The sequence below is a fragment of the Sporosarcina sp. P25 genome (assembly GCF_002743235.1).
Lineage (GTDB): Bacteria > Bacillota > Bacilli > Bacillales_A > Planococcaceae > Sporosarcina > Sporosarcina ureae_B.
The window spans coordinates 67,462-91,046 of the sequence record NZ_PDYV01000006.1 but is presented as its reverse complement, the minus strand read 5'-3'; the positions used below and the strand labels follow the sequence as shown (position 1 = coordinate 91,046).

At 39.7% G+C, this 23,585-nt stretch carries 23 protein-coding genes; 6 read left to right on the top strand and 17 right to left on the bottom strand.

The window, feature by feature from the left end; all coding sequences use genetic code 11:
- Positions 1-3: 3 nt before the first annotated feature.
- Complete coding sequence (locus CSV70_RS07415) at positions 4-1,002, bottom strand: Bug family tripartite tricarboxylate transporter substrate binding protein (RefSeq protein ID WP_158232392.1); 999 nt, start codon at positions 1,000-1,002, stop codon at positions 4-6.
- A gap of 184 nt (positions 1,003-1,186) precedes the next feature.
- On the opposite strand from CSV70_RS07415, the gene CSV70_RS07410 reads away from it, so the two are divergent.
- Positions 1,187-2,089 (top strand): LysR family transcriptional regulator, encoded by a 903-nt coding sequence (locus tag CSV70_RS07410; RefSeq protein WP_099629066.1) that lies wholly within the window; start codon positions 1,187-1,189, stop codon positions 2,087-2,089.
- A 321-nt stretch (positions 2,090-2,410) separates the two neighbouring features.
- Positions 2,411-2,794 carry a VOC family protein gene (locus tag CSV70_RS07405; RefSeq protein WP_099660967.1) on the top strand — a complete coding sequence of 128 codons (384 nt, stop codon included), beginning with the start codon at positions 2,411-2,413 and terminating at the stop codon, positions 2,792-2,794.
- A 169-nt stretch (positions 2,795-2,963) separates the two neighbouring features.
- On the opposite strand, the gene sda is transcribed toward CSV70_RS07405, so the two are convergent.
- Positions 2,964-3,080 (bottom strand): sporulation histidine kinase inhibitor Sda, encoded by a 117-nt coding sequence (gene sda, locus CSV70_RS07400; RefSeq protein ID WP_085132525.1) that lies wholly within the window; start codon positions 3,078-3,080, stop codon positions 2,964-2,966.
- A 339-nt stretch (positions 3,081-3,419) separates the two neighbouring features.
- On the opposite strand from sda, the gene CSV70_RS07395 reads away from it, so the two are divergent.
- The 3 genes from CSV70_RS07395 (at position 3,420) to CSV70_RS07385 (ending at position 6,924) form a co-directional block, all read left to right on the top strand.
- A complete protein-coding gene (locus CSV70_RS07395) occupies positions 3,420-4,679 on the top strand; it encodes an ATP-binding protein (protein WP_158233201.1) in 1,260 nt (419 codons plus the stop codon).
- 150 nt (positions 4,680-4,829) lie between these two features.
- The gene (locus tag CSV70_RS07390; RefSeq protein ID WP_255407162.1) at positions 4,830-5,495 is read left to right on the top strand and encodes a helix-turn-helix transcriptional regulator; all 666 of its coding nucleotides are present in this window, start codon (positions 4,830-4,832) and stop codon (positions 5,493-5,495) included.
- A gap of 52 nt (positions 5,496-5,547) precedes the next feature.
- Entirely contained in the window at positions 5,548-6,924 is a 1,377-nt protein-coding gene (locus tag CSV70_RS07385) for an MATE family efflux transporter (protein WP_158232389.1), read from the top strand.
- Between the two features lie 110 nt (positions 6,925-7,034).
- Here CSV70_RS07385 and CSV70_RS07380 read toward each other — a convergent pair whose 3' ends face one another.
- The 14 genes from CSV70_RS07380 to CSV70_RS07320 all read right to left on the bottom strand — a co-directional run bounded on the left by CSV70_RS07380 (position 7,035) and on the right by CSV70_RS07320 (position 21,074).
- A complete protein-coding gene (locus tag CSV70_RS07380; RefSeq protein ID WP_099660963.1) occupies positions 7,035-7,931 on the bottom strand; it encodes an AEC family transporter in 897 nt (298 codons plus the stop codon).
- Between the two features lie 234 nt (positions 7,932-8,165).
- Positions 8,166-8,297, bottom strand: a complete 132-nt coding sequence (locus CSV70_RS16745; protein WP_255407161.1) for a hypothetical protein — start codon at positions 8,295-8,297, stop codon at positions 8,166-8,168.
- Positions 8,294-8,764 carry a hypothetical protein gene (locus tag CSV70_RS07375; protein ID WP_099629072.1) on the bottom strand — a complete coding sequence of 157 codons (471 nt, stop codon included), beginning with the start codon at positions 8,762-8,764 and terminating at the stop codon, positions 8,294-8,296. Before CSV70_RS07375 ends, CSV70_RS16745 begins: the two co-directional genes overlap by 4 nt.
- Positions 8,761-10,041, bottom strand: a complete 1,281-nt coding sequence (locus CSV70_RS07370; RefSeq protein ID WP_158232388.1) for a replicative DNA helicase — start codon at positions 10,039-10,041, stop codon at positions 8,761-8,763. Before CSV70_RS07370 ends, CSV70_RS07375 begins: the two co-directional genes overlap by 4 nt.
- Positions 10,022-10,828, bottom strand: a complete 807-nt coding sequence (locus tag CSV70_RS07365; RefSeq protein ID WP_158232387.1) for a conserved phage C-terminal domain-containing protein — start codon at positions 10,826-10,828, stop codon at positions 10,022-10,024. Before CSV70_RS07365 ends, CSV70_RS07370 begins: the two co-directional genes overlap by 20 nt.
- Before the next feature lie 202 nt (positions 10,829-11,030).
- A complete protein-coding gene (locus CSV70_RS07360; RefSeq protein ID WP_233191770.1) occupies positions 11,031-11,942 on the bottom strand; it encodes an aminopeptidase in 912 nt (303 codons plus the stop codon).
- Positions 11,939-12,808, bottom strand: a complete 870-nt coding sequence (locus CSV70_RS07355; RefSeq protein WP_099629075.1) for a DMT family transporter — start codon at positions 12,806-12,808, stop codon at positions 11,939-11,941. The genes CSV70_RS07360 and CSV70_RS07355 overlap by 4 nt, the downstream gene beginning before the upstream one ends.
- A gap of 41 nt (positions 12,809-12,849) precedes the next feature.
- Positions 12,850-13,521, bottom strand: coding sequence for an AroM family protein (locus CSV70_RS07350; RefSeq protein WP_099629076.1), 672 nt, complete (start codon positions 13,519-13,521; stop codon positions 12,850-12,852).
- On the bottom strand, positions 13,518-14,459 hold the full coding sequence (locus CSV70_RS07345; protein WP_099629077.1) for a DUF1177 domain-containing protein: 942 nt from the start codon (positions 14,457-14,459) through the stop codon (positions 13,518-13,520). Before CSV70_RS07345 ends, CSV70_RS07350 begins: the two co-directional genes overlap by 4 nt.
- A 15-nt stretch (positions 14,460-14,474) precedes the next feature.
- The gene (locus CSV70_RS07340) at positions 14,475-15,521 is read right to left on the bottom strand and encodes an S-methyl thiohydantoin desulfurase domain-containing protein (protein ID WP_085132514.1); all 1,047 of its coding nucleotides are present in this window, start codon (positions 15,519-15,521) and stop codon (positions 14,475-14,477) included.
- Between the two features lie 13 nt (positions 15,522-15,534).
- The gene (locus tag CSV70_RS07335) at positions 15,535-17,109 is read right to left on the bottom strand and encodes an OPT/YSL family transporter (protein WP_085132513.1); all 1,575 of its coding nucleotides are present in this window, start codon (positions 17,107-17,109) and stop codon (positions 15,535-15,537) included.
- Complete coding sequence (locus tag CSV70_RS07330; RefSeq protein ID WP_099629078.1) at positions 17,106-17,753, bottom strand: aspartate/glutamate racemase family protein; 648 nt, start codon at positions 17,751-17,753, stop codon at positions 17,106-17,108. The genes CSV70_RS07335 and CSV70_RS07330 overlap by 4 nt, the downstream gene beginning before the upstream one ends.
- Before the next feature lie 124 nt (positions 17,754-17,877).
- On the bottom strand, positions 17,878-19,458 hold the full coding sequence (locus tag CSV70_RS07325; RefSeq protein WP_158232386.1) for a PucR family transcriptional regulator: 1,581 nt from the start codon (positions 19,456-19,458) through the stop codon (positions 17,878-17,880).
- Between the two features lie 281 nt (positions 19,459-19,739).
- Positions 19,740-21,074, bottom strand: coding sequence for an alkaline phosphatase (locus CSV70_RS07320; protein ID WP_099629116.1), 1,335 nt, complete (start codon positions 21,072-21,074; stop codon positions 19,740-19,742).
- Between the two features lie 232 nt (positions 21,075-21,306).
- Here CSV70_RS07320 and CSV70_RS07315 point away from each other — a divergent pair, with 232 nt between their 5' ends.
- Positions 21,307-22,536: a Fic family protein gene (locus CSV70_RS07315; RefSeq protein WP_099660960.1), complete on the top strand. Its 1,230-nt coding sequence runs from the start codon at positions 21,307-21,309 to the stop codon at positions 22,534-22,536.
- Positions 22,537-22,624: 88 nt separating this feature from the next.
- Here CSV70_RS07315 and CSV70_RS07310 read toward each other — a convergent pair whose 3' ends face one another.
- Positions 22,625-23,545, bottom strand: a complete 921-nt coding sequence (locus CSV70_RS07310; protein WP_099660959.1) for a DMT family transporter — start codon at positions 23,543-23,545, stop codon at positions 22,625-22,627.
- Positions 23,546-23,585: the final 40 nt, after the last annotated feature.

The window sequence follows — 23,585 nt, the reverse complement described above, 5'->3', positions numbered from 1 at the left end:
ATTTTAATTTAACGACTGAATTACTTTTGCGTTTTTTTCGTTTTCCACTAGTACTTTTTCTTTAAACTCATCAGAGTTTAGGTATTTAATTGGAAGTCCTGCATTTTCGAATTGCTCTTTAACCTTGTCATCTTCCAATGCCATTTTGATAGCCTCATCCAACGTATCTACAATTTCTTTAGGTGTATCTTTAGGTGCCATAAAGCCAAACCATGCACCTTGGCCGACCAATTCATATCCTAATTCTTTGAATGTAGGAACGTCAGGTAAGCTTTCCAATCTCTCATCTGTAGTCACTGCTAGAATTTTGAGTGCATTACTTTCCGCGTGTGGAATAATCTCAGAAATAGTATTAACAGCCGCGGTGATATGATTACCAAGTAGCGCACTAACTGCTTCTGCTCCTCCATCGAACGGGACATGCTCCATTTCCACATCCGGGAGTTGGTTCAAGAAATCTGACGTAACAACATGTTGGTGAAGTCCAGCTCCTGTTGTTCCATAAGTTGCTTTACCAGGGTTCTCTTTTGCAAAGTTCAATAAATCGTCCAATGATTCAATACCGGAATTTGTATTAACAGCTATGCCATATGGAGCTTCCGAAACCTGTGCTATCGGATAAAAATCTTCCGATACGTTATATCCAACTTCATTTGCATTTGGTGTCAGTGTTGATGGTCCTACTGCTGTCAAAATAATAGTATAGCCATCTGGTTTAGAACCTTTCAGTGAGTTCATACCTGTTGCACCAGCTGCCCCCGGCTTAGATACGACATTGACCGTTTCACCAAGTTGTTTTTGAAGGGATTGACCGATCAAGCGTGCTTGTACATCCGCACTACCTCCCGGGCCATATGGTATTACCAAACTAATTGGACGTTTCGGGAAATCCGAACCATCCTTTGAAGCGCTTTCATTTCCCGCCTCTTTAGTACAAGCAGTCAGAATAACAAGTGCCAATGCAAGGAATAGCACGGTGAATCTTTTACTATTTTTCATCATATATTTCCCCCTTATTTTCATTTTTAGTTTAATATTCTACCTTTTCCGCCATGAATTCCTCATCGAGCTTTCAGAAGATTTAAACATAGTGTTATACTATATCTATATCTTATAAATGTAAAATATATATAAAGTGTATTCTATATACTTTTTCCCTATATATAAATAGAGGAGATTATTGACTATGAATATTCAAAAACTAAAATATTTTATAGCAGTCGTTGAATATGGAACTATTTCAAAGGCTGCCATAGCACTCAATATCACTCAGCCACCATTAAGTGCATCCATTAAAAGCTTCGAGGAAGAACTCGGCGTTGATTTATTCAATAGAGTGGGTAAAAGAATGCATCTCAACACTACTGGAGAGTTGTTGTATGAACGCGGGAAAGAGTTATTAGCCTCTACAGAAGTAATTACTCAAGAAATTAACGAACACCACCAAGGCCAACGAGGCCATGTCACAATAGGTTGTTCAACCATTGCTAATCTCACTATTATTCCTGAGGTAGTCCATTATTTTAATGAACATGACATTCCTATAACCATTCATGTCAAAGAAGGGAATGCCGCTTATATTTTAGACCAATTACGTCACCATAAAATGGATATTGGTATATTACGTAATGTCTTCAATAAAGAGGATCTACATACAACAGCTTTACTATCGGAGCGATTGTTAGTCGCCCTCCCCCCATCTCATCCTCTGTCCAAAAACAAATCGGTTACATTGGAAGAATTAAAAGACGAAAAGTTCTTTTTGCAGCATACGACTTTTGGTCATGGAATCTCAGACGATATCTTGGAAGAATGTCATCTTCGTGGATTTAGTCCTAACGTCATTTATTGGGGAACCGAAACACTACCTATGCTCAGTATGGTAAAGAGAGGCATGGGCATAGCTTTTTGCCCGGAAGCCTTCTCGAAATTAGAGGGATTCAACCCTCCCCCACTTTTAGAGTTATCCGATCCCATTATTCACACAAAACTAAATTTGGTCATATCAAAAAATAGCGTAAAGAAAGCGGCAACAGAACATTTCATTAAAGTTACAAAAGAAATACTAAATGGTTTAGATACTCAGTAAGACCTTTTACATTAAGTGTATGTAAAAGGTATCGAGGTAACATGAATATACAGTCCCCTTTTAAAGTTGTAGTTTTAAAAGATTGTACGATTACACAGAAAAGAGTAGAGAAGAATATACGTTTGTGGAATCAATGGAATCAAAATACGTGTAACGTTGAATTACTCCCCGAAAGACCTATTTTCAGTTAAGTGCTAAAAAAGTGGATATACTAAGTATTGGAAGATGTAGTGGGTACATGATATTCAACAAACGGACACTAAGATTGTATATATGTCCACTTGTATACACTACATACAAGAGTGAAAAGGAGAGAATAAAATGATTAATAAAATTGGTCAAATTATGTTATATGTAGATAATCAAGACGAGGCAGTAGATTTTTGGACGAAGAAAGTTGGCTTTACCGTAATTTCAGATGAAGACAATGGTCAAGGAATGAGATGGATTGAAATAGCTCCAACAGAAGAAGCTGAAACGAGCATTATACTTCACAACAAGGCAATGATTGCTGAAATGCAGCCAGAAATGAATCTTGGCACCCCTTCTTTGATGTTTTTCTCGGACAATCTCGAAACGTTACATCACACGCTGTCCAATGAACATGTTACAGTCGGAGAAATTGTCACGATGCCTTCCGGAAAAGTATTTAACTTTGCCGATCCTGAACAAAATTATTTTGCGGTTATGCAAAAGAGTCAATAACTAATCGAAACGTGTTGCATGAAAATACTATACGTTACATTCATGTAATTCTGAACAGCTTGCGAGTAGAAGATGAGTCCAGAAAAAATAGCGTAGGTTGAAGTGCAAGCACCATTCATCTCCGTTCAACAAACCGGACATATTATGGAACAAAAAAACGCCACGGCATCTATATACCACGGCGTTTCATTTCTTCTTCAAGTAGTTTAATAAATGCTGGCGCTACACGGACTTTCTCTGTGCGCTCATAGGCTTCGAGCAACGCTGCGTTTGATAGATTCACCATTAAGGCACCTCCTTTTAGTTATTTGAACTTTATTTGCATACCATACCCTTTGCATAAAGTATTTAAACCATTTTGCAACTTTTTTATTTTTTAAAGTGCGGCATGAGGAGTGAGTCTTTGCTGTCGAAATATGGTGTAATGCTTCCGACGCACAAAGTACATTAAAGGTACTGAAATTTCGAATAACTGTCAACCAATATAGCCATAAAAGTGTATAATAGAACTAGTTAAAATAGAACTTGTAATATGGAGAGGAGTTTTTATATCACGCAATCAGTCGATACTGACGGGAAAATGGAAATTACTAAAGACATCGAATCCTTACTAGTAGGTCATGTGGTGTATACGTACACAGACAACAGCAAATATATAGAACATGCTACTTCATATGTAGCGGAAGGATTGGCTAAAAATCACATCATTCTGTATGTGGACCAACCTACGAATTTTGCTTCCGTTAAAGAAAATCTTAGAAATGCAGGTTATTCGGAAGAGCAAATGGCCAATATTTATTTTGTTGATACCGACATGGCCTATGAAACGCATGAAGATTTTAATGCCGAGGCTGTTTTAAACAATTTGAATGACTTTTTCGATCCGCATGTGAAAGAAGGAAACATACTTCGCGGGTGGGGATTGGTGACTTGGCGTCCTCAAAGTAAAAAAACGTTAATTCCTTCTGTCGCTTTACACGAACAAAATTTTGACGACTTTTTCTCTAGAGTAGCGAATATCACAGGCAATTACATTAATATATGCGCGTATGATAGTTTATCTTTATCTGGTTCACTGTTAATTGAGCTTTTGCAAACGCATGAATACCATATGACGGATACGCATTTCCTACCTTCTCATTTATATCAAAAAGGGCCTGTTCCTTTTACAGGAGTAACAAAACAACTCCAGTTTGAAAATGAACTACGAAACCATGATACGCGTAGAGATAAATTAGACATAACCGGGAAATTGGCTTCCATCATTGCCCACGAACTTCGCAGCTCCCTTACTGTCATTCAAGGGCGTTTACAATTATTGGACTTAACTACTGGTGATTGTAGTGAAGCCAGTCAAACACAATTTGATGGCATCAAAAAAGGTTTAGCAGAAATAGAACAAATCGCATCTAAATTTTTATCGTTAGCTGAAACACATGTAGTCAATCTAAAAGTGATCAATATTACGGAATTAATCGAAGTGGTGAAGGTTCAAATGGAATCGGATATGGATATGAAAGCCATTAAGATGCATGTAAAATCGGATAATACTAAGATGACCATTTTTGGTGATGAATTAAAAACAAAACAAGTATTTATTAATTTAATCAAAAATGCAATAGAGGCTATGGAAACTGGAACTATCACGCTTCAAGTGAAAGACGATCATGATCACGTGACTATTGATGTTTCCGATAATGGCCCTGGTATCCCTGATGACATCCTAAGTCAAATAGGTGATCCCTTTATGTCATCAAAAGTGGATGGAACCGGGTTAGGATTGTTGATCTGTGAAAAAATCATTAGAGATCATAATGGTAACTTATTATTAAATACCGAGATGGGAAAAGGGACAACCTTTACAGTTAGTTTGCCGAAATTATAACTAGGCGTATAACGTTGAATGGTCCCCTTTTAGAAAGTATTTTCACACATTCACTTAGTTGATTGAAGCGAAAAAGAAGCTGAAGCCAGATCGGGCTCCAACTTCTTTTTATTTTGAAGTTTCGAGTGAGGTGCAGTCATCACTAGAACATTGGAGGGGAATATTATACGAAATCGTCAATTTGAGATCGTTCTCTATTTGCTGAAAGTGAAAAAAGCTACTCATAAAGAGTTGGCAGATACATTTGAGGTCAGCATTAAAACCATTCAAAGAGATATTGATAAGTTATCTATGATGGGTATACCCGTGACGTGTAAACAAGGAAATCAAGGAGGGATATATATAGAAGAAAGCTATAAGTTATCCAAAAGTTTTTTGACTAATGAGGATCTACTAACGATTACATTTGCGTTATCTATGTATGATAGTATCTCCACAAAAAAACATAAGGATCGTGTGATGAAAAAGCTGGCGCTTATTTCACCTGAGTTAGTCCATCTATTCGAAAGTGATGCGGACGATTATTTGGTTGTGGATCTTGTAGAAGAAAAGATTGATATGACGGAAAGTATCTATGAGAAAATAAATCATGGTCTGGATGAAGAGACATTTCTTACGATTGAAGTGAATGAACAGCAAATGATGGTTGCGCCTATTAGTTATGTATTACGGCCGGAAGGATTATATTTATATGGTTTTGCGAAAGAATATGTACTGATTAAGATCTCTACCATTATGCAAGCGGAAATCACTGACATGGAATTTGAAAGGAACTTTATCCCGTATAAAAATAATAAAGAGATTATTCTCAAATAAGACATTAGGTGTCCTATTTCAAGTGTTATGATGAAGCTCGGAGGGATACATGATGAACAATACTATATATGAGAGCCAATCAGTAAATAAATTAATTATGACATTCTCACTTCCAGCCATATTTTCTTTAATCATAGAAACGATGACTTCAGTTGTGGATACATCCTTTGCGGGACATTTAGGAAGCCAAAGTGAAAGCGCATTGACTGCGATGGGATTATTATCCCCACTTCTCGCTGTGTTTGTTGCCCTTCAAACACTTTTTGCGATTTCTACAGCCATTATGATTTCCAAATATTTGGGTCGGAATGACCGATTGAAATTGAACAATTATTTCAAGAGCGGGTTCATCATGACGCTCGTTGTCAGCATTAGTACGTCCTTACTTGTTTACTTGTTTATGGATTCAATCCTATCCGCTCTTGGTGCTGAAGCGGAAGTATACACTCTCGCTCAGGACTATTTGAAAATTATTATTGTAAGTAATATATTCAGTGCTGTTGGCTACACACTGACAAGTACCATACGGGCATTTGGAAATCCAAAAGCCGAAGCCATTATTATTGTTCTTTCTGTAGTGATCAACATCGTATGTAACGCAATCCTCACATTCGGCTTTCAGTTAGGTATGGTAGGCATTGCGCTAGGGACTCTCATTAGCGAGTTGGTATGTGCTGTACTGGCAGTCATGTATCTTGTGAAGAACAAAAATTGGTTTACATCGAATCGATTTTCCGTTCGAGCGTTCGTCACGATGTCGTATAACATGTTTAAAATCGGATTTGCTCAAACCACTATTCAATTGTTGGCAGGAGTCACTGCATTTATTGTGAATTACCAGCTACTAACGGTTGGCGGCAATTCCCACATCGCATTGTGGAATATTGCCAATAAAATGTACTTGCTCATGTTAATGCCGATCATAGGGATTACACAAGCTGTGCAAACCATTATTGCTTATTTCAATGGAAAAGGCGATGAAGTGAAAAAGCTGATGGTCGTGAAGAAAACTGTACAATATTGTTTCTTTTACGGTATCGGCATTACGGCAATAGTTTTCTTGTTCGGAAAGTATATCCTCTTACTATTCACAGGTGATCAAGAAATTATAGAATCAGTCATGTCCATTATCCAAGTGATTTTCATCACGTTCCCGGTACTTGGCGTTACGTATACCATCATGACGTTGCTGCAAGTTACAGGAAGCGAAATGAAAGCAGTGATCATCGGGATGACGAGACAAGTCGTTTCCGTTATTCCATTAGTTGTGCTATTACCATATATATTTGAGAAATATGATATTTTCAATATTACTCCTTCATTTTCTATCTTCTTTGCGATTCCGCTAGCAGATATATTGACGCTTGCTATTGCTTTACTATTCTTTAGGAAAGCTAAAAAAATCCCATATGTAGATCATGATAGGTAAATAGTGCGTGAAAAACTGTACACCAAAAGAAGTTGAAGCCATTCGTGGCCTCAACTTCTTTTGTGTGTCGGGGTCTTAAACTGTCATCACTTTCATTCCAACTAGTCATTTCAAAGAATACTGTTCAACAGTATACTTAACGTCACAATACTAAGCAGTGTAGATAGTAAAGTAATCATCGAAACCAGTTCCGGCTCGGTATCAAATTCAATCGCATACATAGTCGTCGTGGCCGCTGTCGGCATTGCTGAAATAATGATGAGGACGGTCCCTACTAGAGGATCCATACCTACGAACAGCACGAAAACAAACGCGAGTATAGGCGCAATGACCATTTTCAGTACTACGCCTGAAATGACCACTTGCCAATTGGGCTTCTTACGGATCACTGTTCCTAGTTGCATGCCTAGCATGATCATCATGACCGGAATCGCGGCATCCCCGACCATGGACGTCGTAGACATAATCGATTCCGGCACTGTAATGTTGAAATACTGGAAAACGAAAGCGAAAATCGCCGCATACGTTGTCGGCATTTTAAAGACCATTCTAATAGATCGACCTATGCCGCTCGTACTGCGTGACGCGTAATATACACCGAAGAAATTGTTTTGTAGTGATTGAATTACCATGATGAATATGGCATAAGGCAGTGCTTTTTCCCCTAAACTGAATAACACGACCGGCAAACCATAGTTTCCCGAATTCATGAAACCTGTGGCCAGTATAGAAGCACTTTCTACTTTTTTATCCCATTTAAAGATTTTCGCAATGATTTTATTGAGTGCAACCATCGCATAAAAAAGTGCAAACATATAAATCAGGATCGTCATATAACTTGCATTAAAATCAGCCTTATATAATGACGAAAAGACAAGAGCAGGCGATAGTATGTAAATCGAAAGTGAAGAAATTGATTTAATGTGTAGGCTTTTGACTCTTTGTAAAATGAATCCTACTATGAATACTGAAATAATCGGTAAAATAACTGTGAAAAATAATCCCATTTATACACCTCTAACGATCCTATCATCTCACTAGCTGGATGAGACGTACGTGTCTTGGGTGAACTTCCAAAACACCTTACAGATTCCATACTAATAGTAATCTTGTAGATTGTCTCCTTATATGAAATATTCATGAGAAAACTACATACAAAAGAAGTTACCGCTCTGTTTGAGGTGTAACTTCTTTTGTGTACTATAATGACATCAAATTTACTACGACGTAGCAGATTTCCATCATCCCTCTGCTATAAGTCTGTCATAGATTGCTTCCAACTCGTCGTCCCCCATCTTCTCTACGTAACTCATCGAATAAGTTGAGCGCAAGCAGATCACCAAGATCAGCACTCCGCGTTCTTCCACGGTCATGCACCCACCTCCACCAGATACAGCACACACTCTCCTGCTTTTGCATGGCCCACATATGCGGGGTAATTCATGATTTCTTTCTTATGCTCATACAGGCATTCCTCGGCGCCCGTTTCCATAAAGGTCATGCGTTTGATCATCAGTCGGTCCGCTCGTGTGATATTGCGTTGTGGTTCGCGAAATAATTCTTCATGTAGTCGGTAGACATCCAATGAATGCTCTGCCAAATAAAAAGCGTACCAGTCATCGGGACCGTCCATGACGAATAATTTTATGTTGCCGATATTCAAGTCGTTTTTCTCCATCATTCGCTTAATTTCCACTTCGTCAAATTCGATTGCTTGTAGTTTTTTACTGTCATCCTGGAATGTCACTTGATCTTTCAGTAAAGCCCAGTAGATGCTGTGCGCTAAGTGGGATAAGTCCATTTCTAGTGCGTAGTCGAACATGTCTTGAACGGTGATCATCTGTTTTCTCCCCTTTTGTAGTACTCTGTATCGACATCATATAGCTTGCCAGTTTCTTTGCTGTAGATGGCCGTGATCGTGCCGGTCGGTCCATTGCGGTGTTTGGCAATATCAATTTCCAGTAGATTTGTTGGCGCTTTGTCTTTTTCGTAATAATCTTCACGATGGAGAAGCGCAATGACGTCGGCGTCTTGTTCAATATTTCCTGAATCGCGCAAATCACTCATGACGGGATGTTTGTCGTGCCGCATTTCAGACGCTCTTGATAGCTGCGATAAGACGACGACGGGACAGTCGAATTCTTTTGCCATCGCTTTTAATTCATTGCTGATCTGTCCGATTGCTACCGTTTGATTGTTTACATTGCCTTCAGGACGGATGATTTGTAAGTAATCGATGAATATGATCGGCCGTTTCGTCGGATTGGTTTTGATGATATATCGAGCTTTTGCTTTGATTTCTCTGACTGTCATACTGCTTTTGTCGTTGATGTGGATCCCCGCACCGTTCAAGTAATTCAGCGTTGGCGTCCATCGATCTTTTTGTGGTTCGGTAAAATATTCATACGGGTCACGCATTCGTAATCGATTGTATTCACCTGTCGAAGCGATCATTCGGTCAATCATTGTGTTACGATTCATTTCAAGCGAGAAGACAATCGGCATATGTCCATCTCTGCTAGCTTGCAGTGCGAAGTGATTGAGCACGTCCGTCTTTCCCATAGATGGCCGACCCGCGACGACGATGTACTCACAGTCTTGGAAGCCGTTCAGGATTTTATCCAAATCGATTAATCCTGTCGATATGCCAGGTTCTGTTTGATCCGGCAAGAACGGTCTTTCGAATTGAGTAAGTAGATAGTCCGATAATATAGTCACCTCTCTACCGCTATTCAATTCATCCAGTTCTTCCAAGGCATGCACTACGTCATCCGTGCTCCAATCATGTTCAATCGCTTGCTGTAATATCCGTGCCGTTTCTTGCTTTTTCCATTGGTCGATGATCATCTCTTCGTATTCGTCAAAACGTACGACATTCGCAAATCGTTTGAGTCCATATACGTAATTGACTCCTCCTAGTTCGCTCGGTTCTCTCCTTGTCAGAACGGTAATATAGTCTACCGGTTTCCCTTCTTGCGCCAATTCCCGCATGACCGTGTAGATCGTTTGATGGACATGCCCTTGGAAGAATCTCGCTTGCATGTGGCTATCAAGAATTAAATAATTTTCTTCAAACATCGCACCTAGCAAGCTTTTTTCAGCAAATTCGTAACTCATATTCATTCTCTCCCTTTTCGAAATCTAATGTGGGTGACGCATAGGCTTCCAATCCGTTCGATCGAGCCATTTCAGATGGAGCTTCATTTAAGTAATTCTCAAATTTCTCTGCTTTGAATAATGTGGACGGTTGCAAGTAATTGTGAAACTGCGGATGATGTAGCCACTGCGCCGCCTTGGTATCGATCACTAGTTTGAAATCGTCCAGTGTGTAGCCTTCTTCGATCCGCTCATGGAGAAGGTCCATCGTTGTATTCGTATGATGCTTGAATCGCTTGAACGCTTTTTTGTTTAAATACTCAATGACAGAAGAAATAGTGGCGAGATCTTTCTCGCTATATCTTTTTTTCTTTGTAGTCTGTTTAAGTTCTTTGGTTATTGCTGGGAGCGAAATGTTCTCCTCAGACAGACTTTTTTGTTCAACTCGATCGACCGTTTCTGTCTGCTCGAAGGGTACAAATTCGCCGCACGTCTGTGACAGCTTTTCGTAATCAATGCGATACCATTTCGTTCGATCCATCGGCATTTTGTTGTATGCAGAAGTAATGATCAGTTGGTCTGTTTCCAATTTTTTCACTAGCCTCTTTACGACGTGCATCTTCCAACACGGGAATTCACACGTCCACTCTTCATACGTGTTATACACCCATCTGTGGCCTTCTTTGTGGTTTTTAGATATTTGCAATCGGTAATGCAATTGCTGGAGAAACAGCGCTTCGTTCGTACCGACTATCGCTGCAAACTGTGGCGAAAATGGTATTTTGATATCTCGGCTATGTTGTTTCATAATTCCGTGCCTCCTGTTCAGTTGCTTGATGATTTGCCCTTTCATTAGTCATATAGAAGAATTATTCAAAAAGGATACTGATTTTTTATTTTTATTTTTATAAAGTTGAAAATTACACACAAAAAAGAAGTTACAGCTCGTGTTTTGAGCTGTAACTTCTTTTTTGTATGATCTTTTGACTACTTATAGTATGTACTGAACTTTATTTCCAATTCACTGTTGGATTTTTCGTTACGCAATCTATATGCACATTCGTTTTAATCTTTCCACCAAATGTATGATTGGACCCAAATGCGACGTGAATCGTTTCATAGGCTTTTTCATCTTCAAGAATATTGCCGGTTAAACGAGCTGCGTGATTTGTTCCAATGCCTAGTTCGCATAAGTATCGTCCGTCTCCATCGCCTAGCAATTCTAGTAATTTCTTTCCATCCTGTCCACTAGCGTCGATTAATCGGCCTTTTTCTATCGTTAACACAATAGGCTTCGGCACTAGCCCAATACCTGAAATCGATCCATTTATCTCGATTGTTCCTTCCGCTTCACCTTCAAGCGGTGCAATATATGCTTCACCAGATGGGAGATTGCCAGATGCGGCTTTTCCACGGAATACCCCTGTACTTGGCACTCCATTACGACCGTTTACTGGAATGACTAGCTCATGTGCAGCTCCCGTTTCAATAATGACCGTATGGGCATCTGTTAATTTGTCTGTCATACTAAGCGTTTCTTTTTCTACACGGCTGTAATCTGCAGACATTGCACCATTTAAGAACATATCTTCTGTAATACCTGGCATCGTGATAACGCTGATTCCATGAGTGTTAGCATTCTTTCTAGCGACTGTATGAGTCAATGAATGTTTCGTTAAACAGAACACTAAATCATATTTCAACATTTCATCTGCAGCTTCTTGCGGTGGTTCCTCTCCAGACCTAGTACGATCTTCCATAAGATACGTGCGTACTTTCCAGCCATCCTTTTGCAACGCATCTGAAAACTTCTTACCCAACTCCTCAGTACTCATATCCATCAGCACCAAAGCATTAATGTCTTTTGTCACTTCAAAGTTATTTACCATTAACGTAGAAACTGTTTCTTGAAAGCTTTTCAATCTGCTACACCCTTTCTTTTTGATAAATATACACTATATAACACAAATACTAACGCAATAAACGTTCCCGCTCCTACTGGCTCATGCAATAGGAAATAGCCTAATAAGATCGTCGTAATAGGCATTAAATACGTAATCGATAGTGCAAAAATTGCTCCACCTGACTTTACTATATAATAAAACAATAAATTCCCTATACCAGAGTTGACCCCGCCTAGTAACAGAAACCAATAGACGTTTTGGCTGTCTGTAAATCCTTGTAGACTGTTAGCATCCACCGCCAACATAATAGGACCTGAAAAGAGAATACCCGCTGTCATGGAACAAAGAGAAATCGTCACGACTGAGTACATCTTTAAAAACTTCCCTGTCAAAACAGACGATAATGCATAAAAACTTACCGCTAAGAGTAGTACAATCGCACTCCCTATTTGGAAGCTCTTCGTCTCCGCCGAACCAATTGCAAAAGCTATAAAAACTCCTGTAAATCCAACTATGACACTAATAACAGCTGGCTTTTCTACTCGTTCTCTTAGTAAAAATATAGTGATTAGCACGCCAAAGATTGGGCCAGTGGCATTTAATACAGCACTGATTGTCGTGTCTAAGTTCTGCAGACTGATGCTCATAAGTATCCACGGAATTCCTGCACTTAGTAAAGGGATGCCCAATAGTAAAGGAACCTTATCCCATGTAAACTTTCCTTTTCCTTTTTTCGTTAGATAGAAAGGTAATAACGTCAGCGCACCGAATAAGCAGCGGTAAAATACAATAGACACAGGATGGAAGTCCGGCAACAATAGCTTGGTAAAATAGAACGTCGAGCCCCATAGTATGCTGAGCATGAATAAAGCGATAACCGGCATGTTACTCCCCCCTATGAAAAATAGACCCGGAAAAACCGGGTCTATCCAGACAGATACTCAGATAGGACTCGCGCAATCAAAGTACGAGGTAAGATAACCGGTAGCCCACTGTTCTCTACAGCATCCAATTTATGCTCCTCATTGTATCCCATGCAATCAAGCACAATCATATCTACCCCTTGTTCTTGCAAGGCGCGAGCAGCTCCTGCAATATCACTCTTTTCATAGGGGGATGCCACTTCAGCAAACAATTTTAGTTGTTGCTGATTCCACTTTGCTAGTAATTTCTCTCGTTGTTCTTCTAATGGAATGATCAGCCCAAGTGAACCTGTTGGTAACATGGCGCTAACCATATGATTTAGCACTTTATCGGGATAAATAATAGGTTGTGTCGTGTGCAAGGTTGGGAAATCACCCGTACATAACATCAACGTGATATCCGTTTTACTCTCCAGTTCGGTTAATTCTTTTTGCAATAAAGGAAGGAGTTTGCTTTTCCCGATTTTTACGGACTGACCATTTCGCATTCTGGAAATATAGATTGTATCAGTGTCATCGGGTTGGACAGAATGAATAGTTTCGTCCGTCAAGCTGTCCAATCCTCCACTTTCTATAATGGTGACGTCTGATCCCATAACGATTTGAATAGTTGGCGTCACATCTGTTCGCGGCGACTGTCCGATTGTCAAGACACCTACGACTTTCTTTGTCATTTCCCTTCACTACCCAGTGTTTGAAGATGCTTCATGGAACCATATAGCATTTCCAGACGCTCGAATTCTTTTTTATCGTAGAATTCGATTTGACCTCTTGTAAATTCTTTAGCAATTTCGATTGTAAATCGGACCGCTTGCGCTATGTCCACTTCATGACTTGCACCCGTTCCGCTACCTGGCACAGCCGTTTTTGCAGTGATTGCCAGTCCCACAACGGGTGCATCAGTAGCGACTGCAGGCTGTAGAATACTGTTGATGTGATAGACATCATTCCCGTAAGGTGTAATATCCTGTGTAGTCACTGCAAATGTTACAGGTAGATCCCCTGTTGTCATTTCCATGATTCGAAGTAACTCATCACTGAATTTCAGTACATATCCAGATTTCACAGTGGGTGATAGCGCAATACCCCGATGGTTAAATACGCGATTTCCTTTTGTCGTATCGATGGAAACTACCGCTTCCATCTCGGGAACTACTTCATATTGATTCATCGTCAAGATATCTACTGGCGATCCCATGAAATCAACTGGTTCGTGTGGTTGTGTAGGGGCAGTTGGACAAATGTGTGTAGTGATAATGACGTCACCAGGTAAACGATCGCCTTTTATTGACATATTAGCAAGTTTGACGCCAATTGCGACCGCAGCTGCTGCTCCATCTCCATCTGATACAAATCCTATTCTGTGAGGACGGGCACCTAATCCCCCTAAACGCCCAACGATTCCTAGTGTTTGTGCTTTTCCACCGCTAAGTTTACCTTCCGTTCCTTTGATAACAATTTTTACGAAGTCTGTAGAACCTTCAACTCCTGTAACTGTTTCATAAGAGGCGTCACAATGTTCAAATCCCTCAAATAAATCGACTACTCGTTTTCCGCTGGCGTTGATATCATCTAAGACTTCCATAACGTCCATTGTATATTTTAATGACATAGGTATACATCCTTTTCAAATAATATTTTTATTAATAATCGGTTCAATCACACGTAATAATTTTTCATTAAACATCGTCGAGCTTAATTTCAAATACTCTTTCGGTACTGAAATGACTGCGATCTTCATTCCTTCTTCTAGCTCTGCACTGACAACAGGCATGCCGGTTTCTGCGTTAAATGTCATAATGAGGTCAGGGAACGTACCTTTTCTTTCCCCATTCATTTCCACTGTCATGTATTCATTCCAAAACGTCACTTCAAGATCATCTACTTGTACGAAACCAACGTCAAATCCATTTACTGCTTTTAAATCAAATTTGCTGATGGTACCTGAATGAATGACCCGTCCTTTTAAATGGGTAGCTACCGCCTCAATACGGTCAGGACCTTCTACCGAAAAGAAGACTTCACCAAGTTCTATAGCTTGTGAAATGCCACCGACCGCGGCATGTTCTTTAATATGACGAATAGATACAGGGTTTCTGCAAACCCCTACCATGCCACCTGCTTCTACCGAGACTGACCGCACAACGTTGGATGAAATGTCTAGCGTACTAGAGATGACACCTTCTACTCGTCGATCGCCTTCTCCGCCCGCAAATGATTGAATGGATACGTAGCCTTCCTCTTCCGATAAATTTAAAGATCCCATGGAACCCGTTGGATGGGCTCTACCGTTACATGGTGCATCCAAAAATGGAAGTCCCGTTGCAGCTGCTTGGAGCCAGCCGTTGATAGTGGTAGCCGCTCCGTTTTCATTTGTCATGAGTGCTTTAATTGGTTCTGAAAACTCTTGCTGGACTCGTTCTACTGTTGAGACAAGCTGTTCACTATTGATATACACATCTCTTGCGGATGGTGCGCCAACTAGTGATACACATGCTACATAATCTCCATCCTCTAATTCATCTATGGTAATAAGTTGTGGTGAACCAAGAGTAAAGGCTTGCTCTGTTTTTTCTAAGCCATCTGATATCCAGCCACCGCCACCCCCGCCTAAAATACAGCCTCCATAAACTCCATTAATTGCATCATCTTTTGTAAGTGTTCGTATAGTCATAATTGTTCCTCCATTACTTTACTTTCCATAGTGACGTAAAGAAGCTGTAGATCGCATCCCCAGCGATAAATCCTGCTGCCATGGTGTACATTGTAGATTCTGCTTCTGGACCTTTTACCTTCAATACAATAAATCGAATGGTAATACCAGCAAGTACCGCCCAGCCGGCGATTGGATTAATAATCAATAGACCTGTCGCGAACAAGATACCCATTTGTCGTTTAGGACCGCCGATTAATTGGATGAGCGCGCCTGGAATTGCCCATAGAAGAAGTAACATGCCAACATTTCCGCCCAAGCCACTTTCAATCGTAGTGGCATAGACAAGATCTACTGGCGGTACAAGATCCTGTGCAAAGAAGGAATCATGGAAAAGTGCTACCATGACAATCGCTACACCAAAACCGATTAATGAACTTTTTAATTGTTGTCTACGACCAAATAACTCAATTGCTTTCTTTTCGTGACTACGCAAGATCGCACCTGACTTAAAGTCATAACCTAAATCAGCAAATGCTGGACCAGTTGCAGCTGTAAAACCAGTAAGTAGTGCAAGTGCAATCGGTGGGAAGCCTAACATCATACCGATAAGCAAGGCAATCAATGTCACCGCGAATGCCGGGAACCAACCGGAATGCATGGCTGCAATTCCGACGATAATTTCACTAGCTAATGCAGCAAATGCCGCGAACAGTACAAACATAATTGTTTGTGTTACTGACATGTCCCCGATGATACCGCCAATAACCGCTAAAATAAGAGCCGCCACTAAATACAGTAGAAAACCGATACCAAATCCTTTTTTCACATCATTGTCTGAACGTGTGTAGCTATAGTCGCCTTTCTCTTCACGCTGTGTATTCTTTTGTTTCTTCGCCTGCCAAAGCGTGATGACAAATTGTAGTAAAGCAACTGAGCCCGCACCAATCATCATGCCGTGTGGAATATAGAATTCATTTAAATCTACACCAAACATCGGTATGGAATAGCCACGAAGCAATAAGCCAATACCGAACATAAGTAACGCCCAAATATTTCCGATGAATGCCACGCCAAAAGCCGACATCGCGATACCAAAGTACGATCCGATTAAGCCAACTCCAATACCGATACCAAGGAACTTTGCTTTTGAACCACCTTGGTCTCCAGCTTTTAATGCCTCAGCTGTCGCAATACCAGGTGGCCATGCTTCGTTGGCTCCAAATAATTTCGAATCAAATACTTTGTAGAGAATGAATACATCGATGAACAAAGCAAGACCCGCACCGATCAGCATCGGTGTAATTAGTTCTGGCATTCCCATTACAAATGGAAGGCCAATCGGAATGAGCAAACTATTCGCCGCTCCGAATGTTGCCGCTGATATGGAAGTCTGGATAAGATTTTGATTCTCTATGGAACGATACTTATAAAACATCTGCATTGGTATTCTAGCGATTAGCATCGCAACCAATGCACCGATAATCGATGTATTCGGCGTGATTCCTAAAGTTGTAATCAACTGCATCCCGATTATTGCACCAAATATTGAAATGATAATCGAAAAAATAACAAATGGTAAATCAAATGTTTTTGTCTTTGTATTCATCCCTTACCCTCCTTTGTAAATTGCTTATATACGAATGCCTGCGCTTCTACCAAATCAATGATTGGTATATGGATTTCTTTTGATAAATACTCTTTAAGTCGGATCGTAGAGAACCCTGTACAAGCAAACAATATGACATTTGCCCCCCACTTCACTGTTTCATTCGCAAGTGCTAGTAATTCTACTTTTGCTTGTTCTGTAAATAGATCTGTAGTTTTTTGTAAGTTTGGCGAATATGAATAGGTATAAAAGCGGTCACCTAATTCATCGATGATATTTTTCGGAATCGTATTCGTAATTCCTATCACTGCGACTTTTCGCCCTGCTTGCATAGCCGCCTTTGCTCCACATTCACCTGCACCCATTACATAAAAATCTACTAACTCCTTTAACTCTTGTAACGCTGGATCGGCTGCACAACTAATCGTTATTGCGTCCACGCCAGGTTCTCTGATGAGTTCTTGAGCGAGAGAAATGATCTTTGGCACAGCTTCTGCTAGCGTCGTAGGATCGTAAATGCCATTTGGCTGATCTTGAATACAGCGTGTAATCGTTTGAATTTGATCTGTTTCCCACATGTGTCTTCCATGCTCGAGCAAGATCTTTTCATCATCTATCGTGAGCACTCGAATGATTCCCAACATTCCCACCACTCCTTTGACCAACTATAAATAATTAAACTATTCAATGTAATGCCAGTAGTGCGCAATATTCAGTCAACTATATTGCACATAATTTACACAATAAAAAATAGACGTTCTAAGACGCCTATCTATTTAAAGATTTTATTCGCAAACAAAAGTTCAAAATAAAACGATTTTCTGCTTCATCAATATTCATTTGCAATAGTTCTTGTATTTTCTGCAGTCGGAATGTCAGTGTTCTTCGGTGTATGAACAATTTTTCCGATGCCTTTGTAACATTACCATTTTCATTCAAATATACTTCTAACGTATGTAGTAACTCTTTATTTTGATCGACAAATAATGGTTCTAAAATACTTTTAGTATAGTTTTTCACTACATTTTGAGATGTTAAATTAATAAGAATTTCATATATACCTAATTGATCATAGGTGTAGAAGGTCTCTTTTTTTCTAATAAGTCGTCCGATTTCCATGGTTTTATCCACCAACCGAATACTATCCGCCAACACGCGATTGTCTTTTTCTATCGGAGCTACTGCAATTGTCAATGAGTGGATACTATCTGCAATCACTTTTTCAAGTGTTTTCATAACAGATACATCCTCATTTTTTGCGCGATCTACTAGTGCATAGTAGTGCCCATGCTTTTCGAACAATGTAAAAGAGCACTCTGGAATGTCTTCCATAATAAATAGCAACTCTTTCAATACTATATTTGAATAATCAATGACATAATGCGTTAGTGTATCATGTTTTTCAAACCAGCTTGCATGGAAGCGAATAATGAAGTGCTCTTTCATTTGAAATTCTTGCTCATCCGCTTGGTTGAATTGCTCCAGACGTTTAAGATGTTCAATTCGCTTTTTTTGTAGGTAGAGCTGTTCATTCATAAATAACTCTTCTATCTTTTCCACGATCTCTTTCAGATTTTCGATTGGACTATTGCTGGCTTCTAGTTTTTCAGTATACGGTATATGAAGCATTCCAAAGATATATTTGTTAGATAGTAACGGCATGATCAAGATATTGCGAAAACCATCTATTTTTAGCAATGTTCCACCAGTTTGTATAAGTGATGTCTTTAATTCTTCGGAAAGCTCTTCATAATTCGTATGGATTGGTTTAGAAAATAGGGTGTTGGAATTGCGCCAACCATTCGGAAGAAATTTTCTTGTGCAATAGAGCAGAGAACACTGTACATCTTCTATATATAATGGCCCTCCAATAATTTCACTCAATTCTTCCATTGCTTTTGAAAGTGAGGCAAAGGATTTGGATTCAAAATCTATGAATGGTTGATAGGAGTTTTCCTTTAGCTGCTTCTCTTTGTATAGTCGCTCATATAGGGGGGCCAGTACATTGATATACGAAACGTTTTTAGGTATAACAATAATAGGAAAGTTTTCTTTGTTTGCAATAGCCAACATTTTTTCAGGCAATGCATCTACGAATCTACCCAGTTTGATAACAATTCCTGCTGCATTTTTATCAATCAATGTCTGAACGATTTCAATTTGCTTTTCTATATCATTTTTAATCGAATAAAATGTTGTCATCACTAATATCCCCGATGTAACCCAGCTGACTACTTCAGGAACTTCCATTACTTCGATGGAGGTGATTTCACGTGTTATACCTTCGGATCCAGCAATAGTTATACTTTTCGTCAAGTCACCAATCGTTAGCGCTTCTTGAATATTCATCTGCATCCCTCCTAAGTTAATAGTATACAATATACTGTAGATTATAAGCATAGGTAGAGAATTAGTATTTTTTATATTTTTATTCTTTATCTAACAGGAATTTTCATAACATATCTATATCATTTTTCTGCTACTTCCGTTCTTTCATATACGTTTCAATTTTATTGCACGATGTATCATAGCAATTAACGAATTGAAATTTCAATTAATCACAAGTAAACGCCTACCCATCTTTACGATAGGAAGGCGTTTTTCCTTCATGTATACTGTAGGATATAGCCTCACTTCTCACCCGCAATAATATCAAATATAATATCCGCATGATCGGTATTATCTAACAAACCTGTAAAACGCTCTTTGGATGGTCCATAGGCATAAACCGGTACGTCTTCACCTGTATGTCCACTAGTTGTCCAACCCGTATACGAACGTTTATCGATGATTTGCTTGATCGCTGTTTCGATAGCACTTGCCTCTGTACCTGCTGCTTGAATTGCTTCTATTTCCTTCTTTTCTAATGGCAAACTTTCTTGATCGATGTAGCGTTCCAATGTCTGTCCTACCTCGTTACCATTCGCGATTTCTTGTGCAATGAAAGCAGGTGTACGTTTCACGGCTTTGATGACATCGGCAGACCAGTTATAGACGCCATCCGCTCCTATGGAAAATCCGCCAGTTGAGTGATCCGCCGTTGCAACGACCAATGTGTGGGGATCGTTTTTCGCAAACTCGATAGCTGCCTTGAATGCTTTCTCGAAGTCTTCCATTTCACTCATCGCACCGACCACATCATTGTCATGTCCTGCCCAATCGACTTGGCTTCCTTCTACCATGAGGAAAAATCCGTCTTCATTTTTCTTCAATCGGTCAATCGCTGCTTCTGTCATTTCTTCCAGTGAAGGAGTTTCTGCCGAACGGTCAATCATTTTTGACATGCCGCCATCTGCGAACAATCCTAGTATTTTATCGTGCTTATTGTTCAATAATTCTTCTTTTGTTGTGACATATCCATATCCATCCAATTCGAATGAATGCGCATGGCTCAAATCTTCTCTGACGAAGTGTTTTTTCCCACCGCCTAGAAGGACATCGATGGTATGCTCGCCATTGATGCGTTCATTGTAATAATCGTCGGCGATCTCGTCCATATTCTTTCGACTTTCATTATGGGCACCGTAAGCGGCGGGAGTGGCATGTGTAATTTCAGAAGTGGCGACAAGGCCTGTTGACTTCCCTGCTTCTTTTGCCGCTTCAAGGACCGTTTGCACGCGCTCTTTCTTTTTATCGACCGCAATGGCGTTATTGTATGTTTTGACACCGGACGACATAGCCGTTGCTGAAGATGCTGAATCGGTGATCGACTCCTCATCGTCATCAGGATAGGTCATTTGTTGACCGACCAAATATTTATCGAACGCTGTTAACTCGATCTCAGGAGTTTTCGGATCATCTTTAAAGTAACGATAAGCGGATGTGTAGGAACTTCCCATGCCATCCCCAATCAAGAATATGACGTTCTTGATTTCTGTAGTGTCTTCCTTTTTCACTTCGTTAGCTGAACTCGTTGAATTATTCCCCGTCCAGATGGCACCACCAATTAATGCAGCAGATAGCATGACTACGGGCACGACTGTCTTCTTCAACAATAAACAACCTCCTGTATTTGTAATCAACTATTACTCTACCGGAAGGTTATTAATATACGGAGAAGGCTATGTAAATGTTTGGTAAGGAAACATTTAACTTCCTCCTATAACAGCCTTTTTATATAAACTTGTCTATATACCATTATAAATGTATACTAATTTAAAAAAGTGCATATATTTGAATTAGGGAGGTGTTTGTATCATGACTTACGAAAAATTGAGTACGCTTTTTTATAAATTGAATCCGGATTCTTTTGAAGAAGAATATTTGAAGCGAATCACGGGCTATGGAAGTATGAACACACTATTACCTATTCGTGCATTCAGGAAAGGCAGGCTAGATCGAGAGCATTTTGAACTGTTCTATGTCATGACGCCTGAACTTATTAAACTGAACAATGAAGCCCTTTTGAATAGTGGTAAAATCCTATCATTAGTTAGTAAATTGCCTGCATTTGCAGCAGAACCTTACTTCCAGCGCTTGATTATTAATGACGCCCAAAGTAATAATGAAATCGAAGGTATTCGCAGCACAAAGAAAGAACTGAGTCATGTGCTACAACGCCTACAAGAACCGAATCCAAAAATGAAGCGTTTTATGGGTATGATGAAAACCTATATGCATATTGAAGATATTGGGCCTTTTCGAGCTCTAGAGGATTTCCGGACGCTTTACGATCATTTGGTTTCTGATGAAATTTCTACGAAGGATGCGCCAGATGGTCGTCTGTTTAGAAAAGACGAAGTGGAAGTGACTGATGGCTCAAGAATTACACATGTCGGCTTGCAAACAGAGGCAAAAATTGAAGAAGCTCTCTTTCATCTCATTCAGTTCTTACAAGATGATACGCATCCAGAGTTGTTCCGATATTTGATAGCACATTATTACTATGAATATATCCATCCTTTTTATGATGGTAACGGTCGAACAGGTAGACTATTGGTCGGTAGTTACCTTGCCAACTATCTGGAACGCTACTCAGCAGTAACTTTCTCTTACGCTATTAATAAAGACAAAGCGAAGTATTATCAGGCTTTAGAAGAAGTTCCTTCTCCTATGAATAAAGGAGAATTGACATTTTATTTAAAAAGTATGCTGGAGTTATTGATTGCTGGACAACATAATATACTAGAAGATTTATCCATTAACGAAGCAAAACTAGTTCGTATACAACAATTCTTGACTCATGATTCTAGGGAATTAAGAAAAGAAGAGCAAGAGATTCTTTTTTACTTACTAGTATTGACCGTTTTTGGTTCCAACGAAGACATATTGGTCAGCCGCCTCATTTCCCTCTCTGGCTATTCACGGTACAAGGTCAAGCAGGCTCTCGATAAAATGGAAGAGGAAGGCATCGTCTCACTACAACAACTTCGTCCAATTTCATATAGTCTGACTTCTGATTTTCTATATGACACATTAAAAATTTAAAAGAAATTTAATATCTATCCGTACAAATGACCGCTGGTTTCCCGTAGTTAAACTAGCGGACTATATTTATCATTTCACCATCTACTACCTAGCCAACAGGCGGTACCGGTTTATTCCGATTCCTTATAAACATCTCCAAAGAACCAGAGCCGAAGAGGACGCCTGCGACAATAAATACCAACCCAATAAAGTGAGCGGGATAAATGGATTCCCCTAAAAATATACTTGCACCTATCAGTGCGAAAAATGTATTGAAGTTCAAAAAGATTGAAGCGCGTGCTGCACCGATTGTTTGAATGGCTGAATTATATGCCATGTGACCAACAGCGGTCGCGATCAAGGCCGAGAATAGGAATACGCTCCAGACAGTTGGGGTTCCTTTACTTAATTCGGCAAAACCACCTGGTTCTTTTATCAGTGCAATGATGACTAAAATGACGGAACCGATTAACAGCATGTATCCTGTCAGTAGCCGCGCACCCATTGTGCTGGACGCTTTTTTAATTAGCATAAAACTAATGGCTTGAGATAAGATCGATAAGAAGATTTCGACATCTCCAAATGACAGTTCTCCTACTTTTCCACTGCCTCCAAGTACGACGATACTGACTCCTATTCCACCGAACAGAAAGCCCAAAGCCCGTACGCCGGTGACTTTTTCTTTCAAAATAAAAACAGCTAACGTCGCGGTCAATAGCGGACCAAGCCCTAGTATTAATCCCCCGTTAGCGGCACTCGTTCTTGATAGTCCTTCCGCTAGAAAATAATGATGCATCACGACGTTGGTTGCGGCGCCGCCGACGATATATAGCCATTCCCTATTTCTAGGCAAGCGAATTTTCTTCAGAAAAAACAAAATGACAAACACTAGAACGGCAGCGGACATAATACGCATCGACGTCATAGTAATCGGATCGAAATAGGTCACAAGATATTTGAGAGCGGATACGTTAATTCCCCATGTCAACATAACGAGCACCAATGTAATAAGTACTTTTAGATCTTTCATCGTCCACTAGCCCTCTTTACAGATTATTTTCGTATGGGGC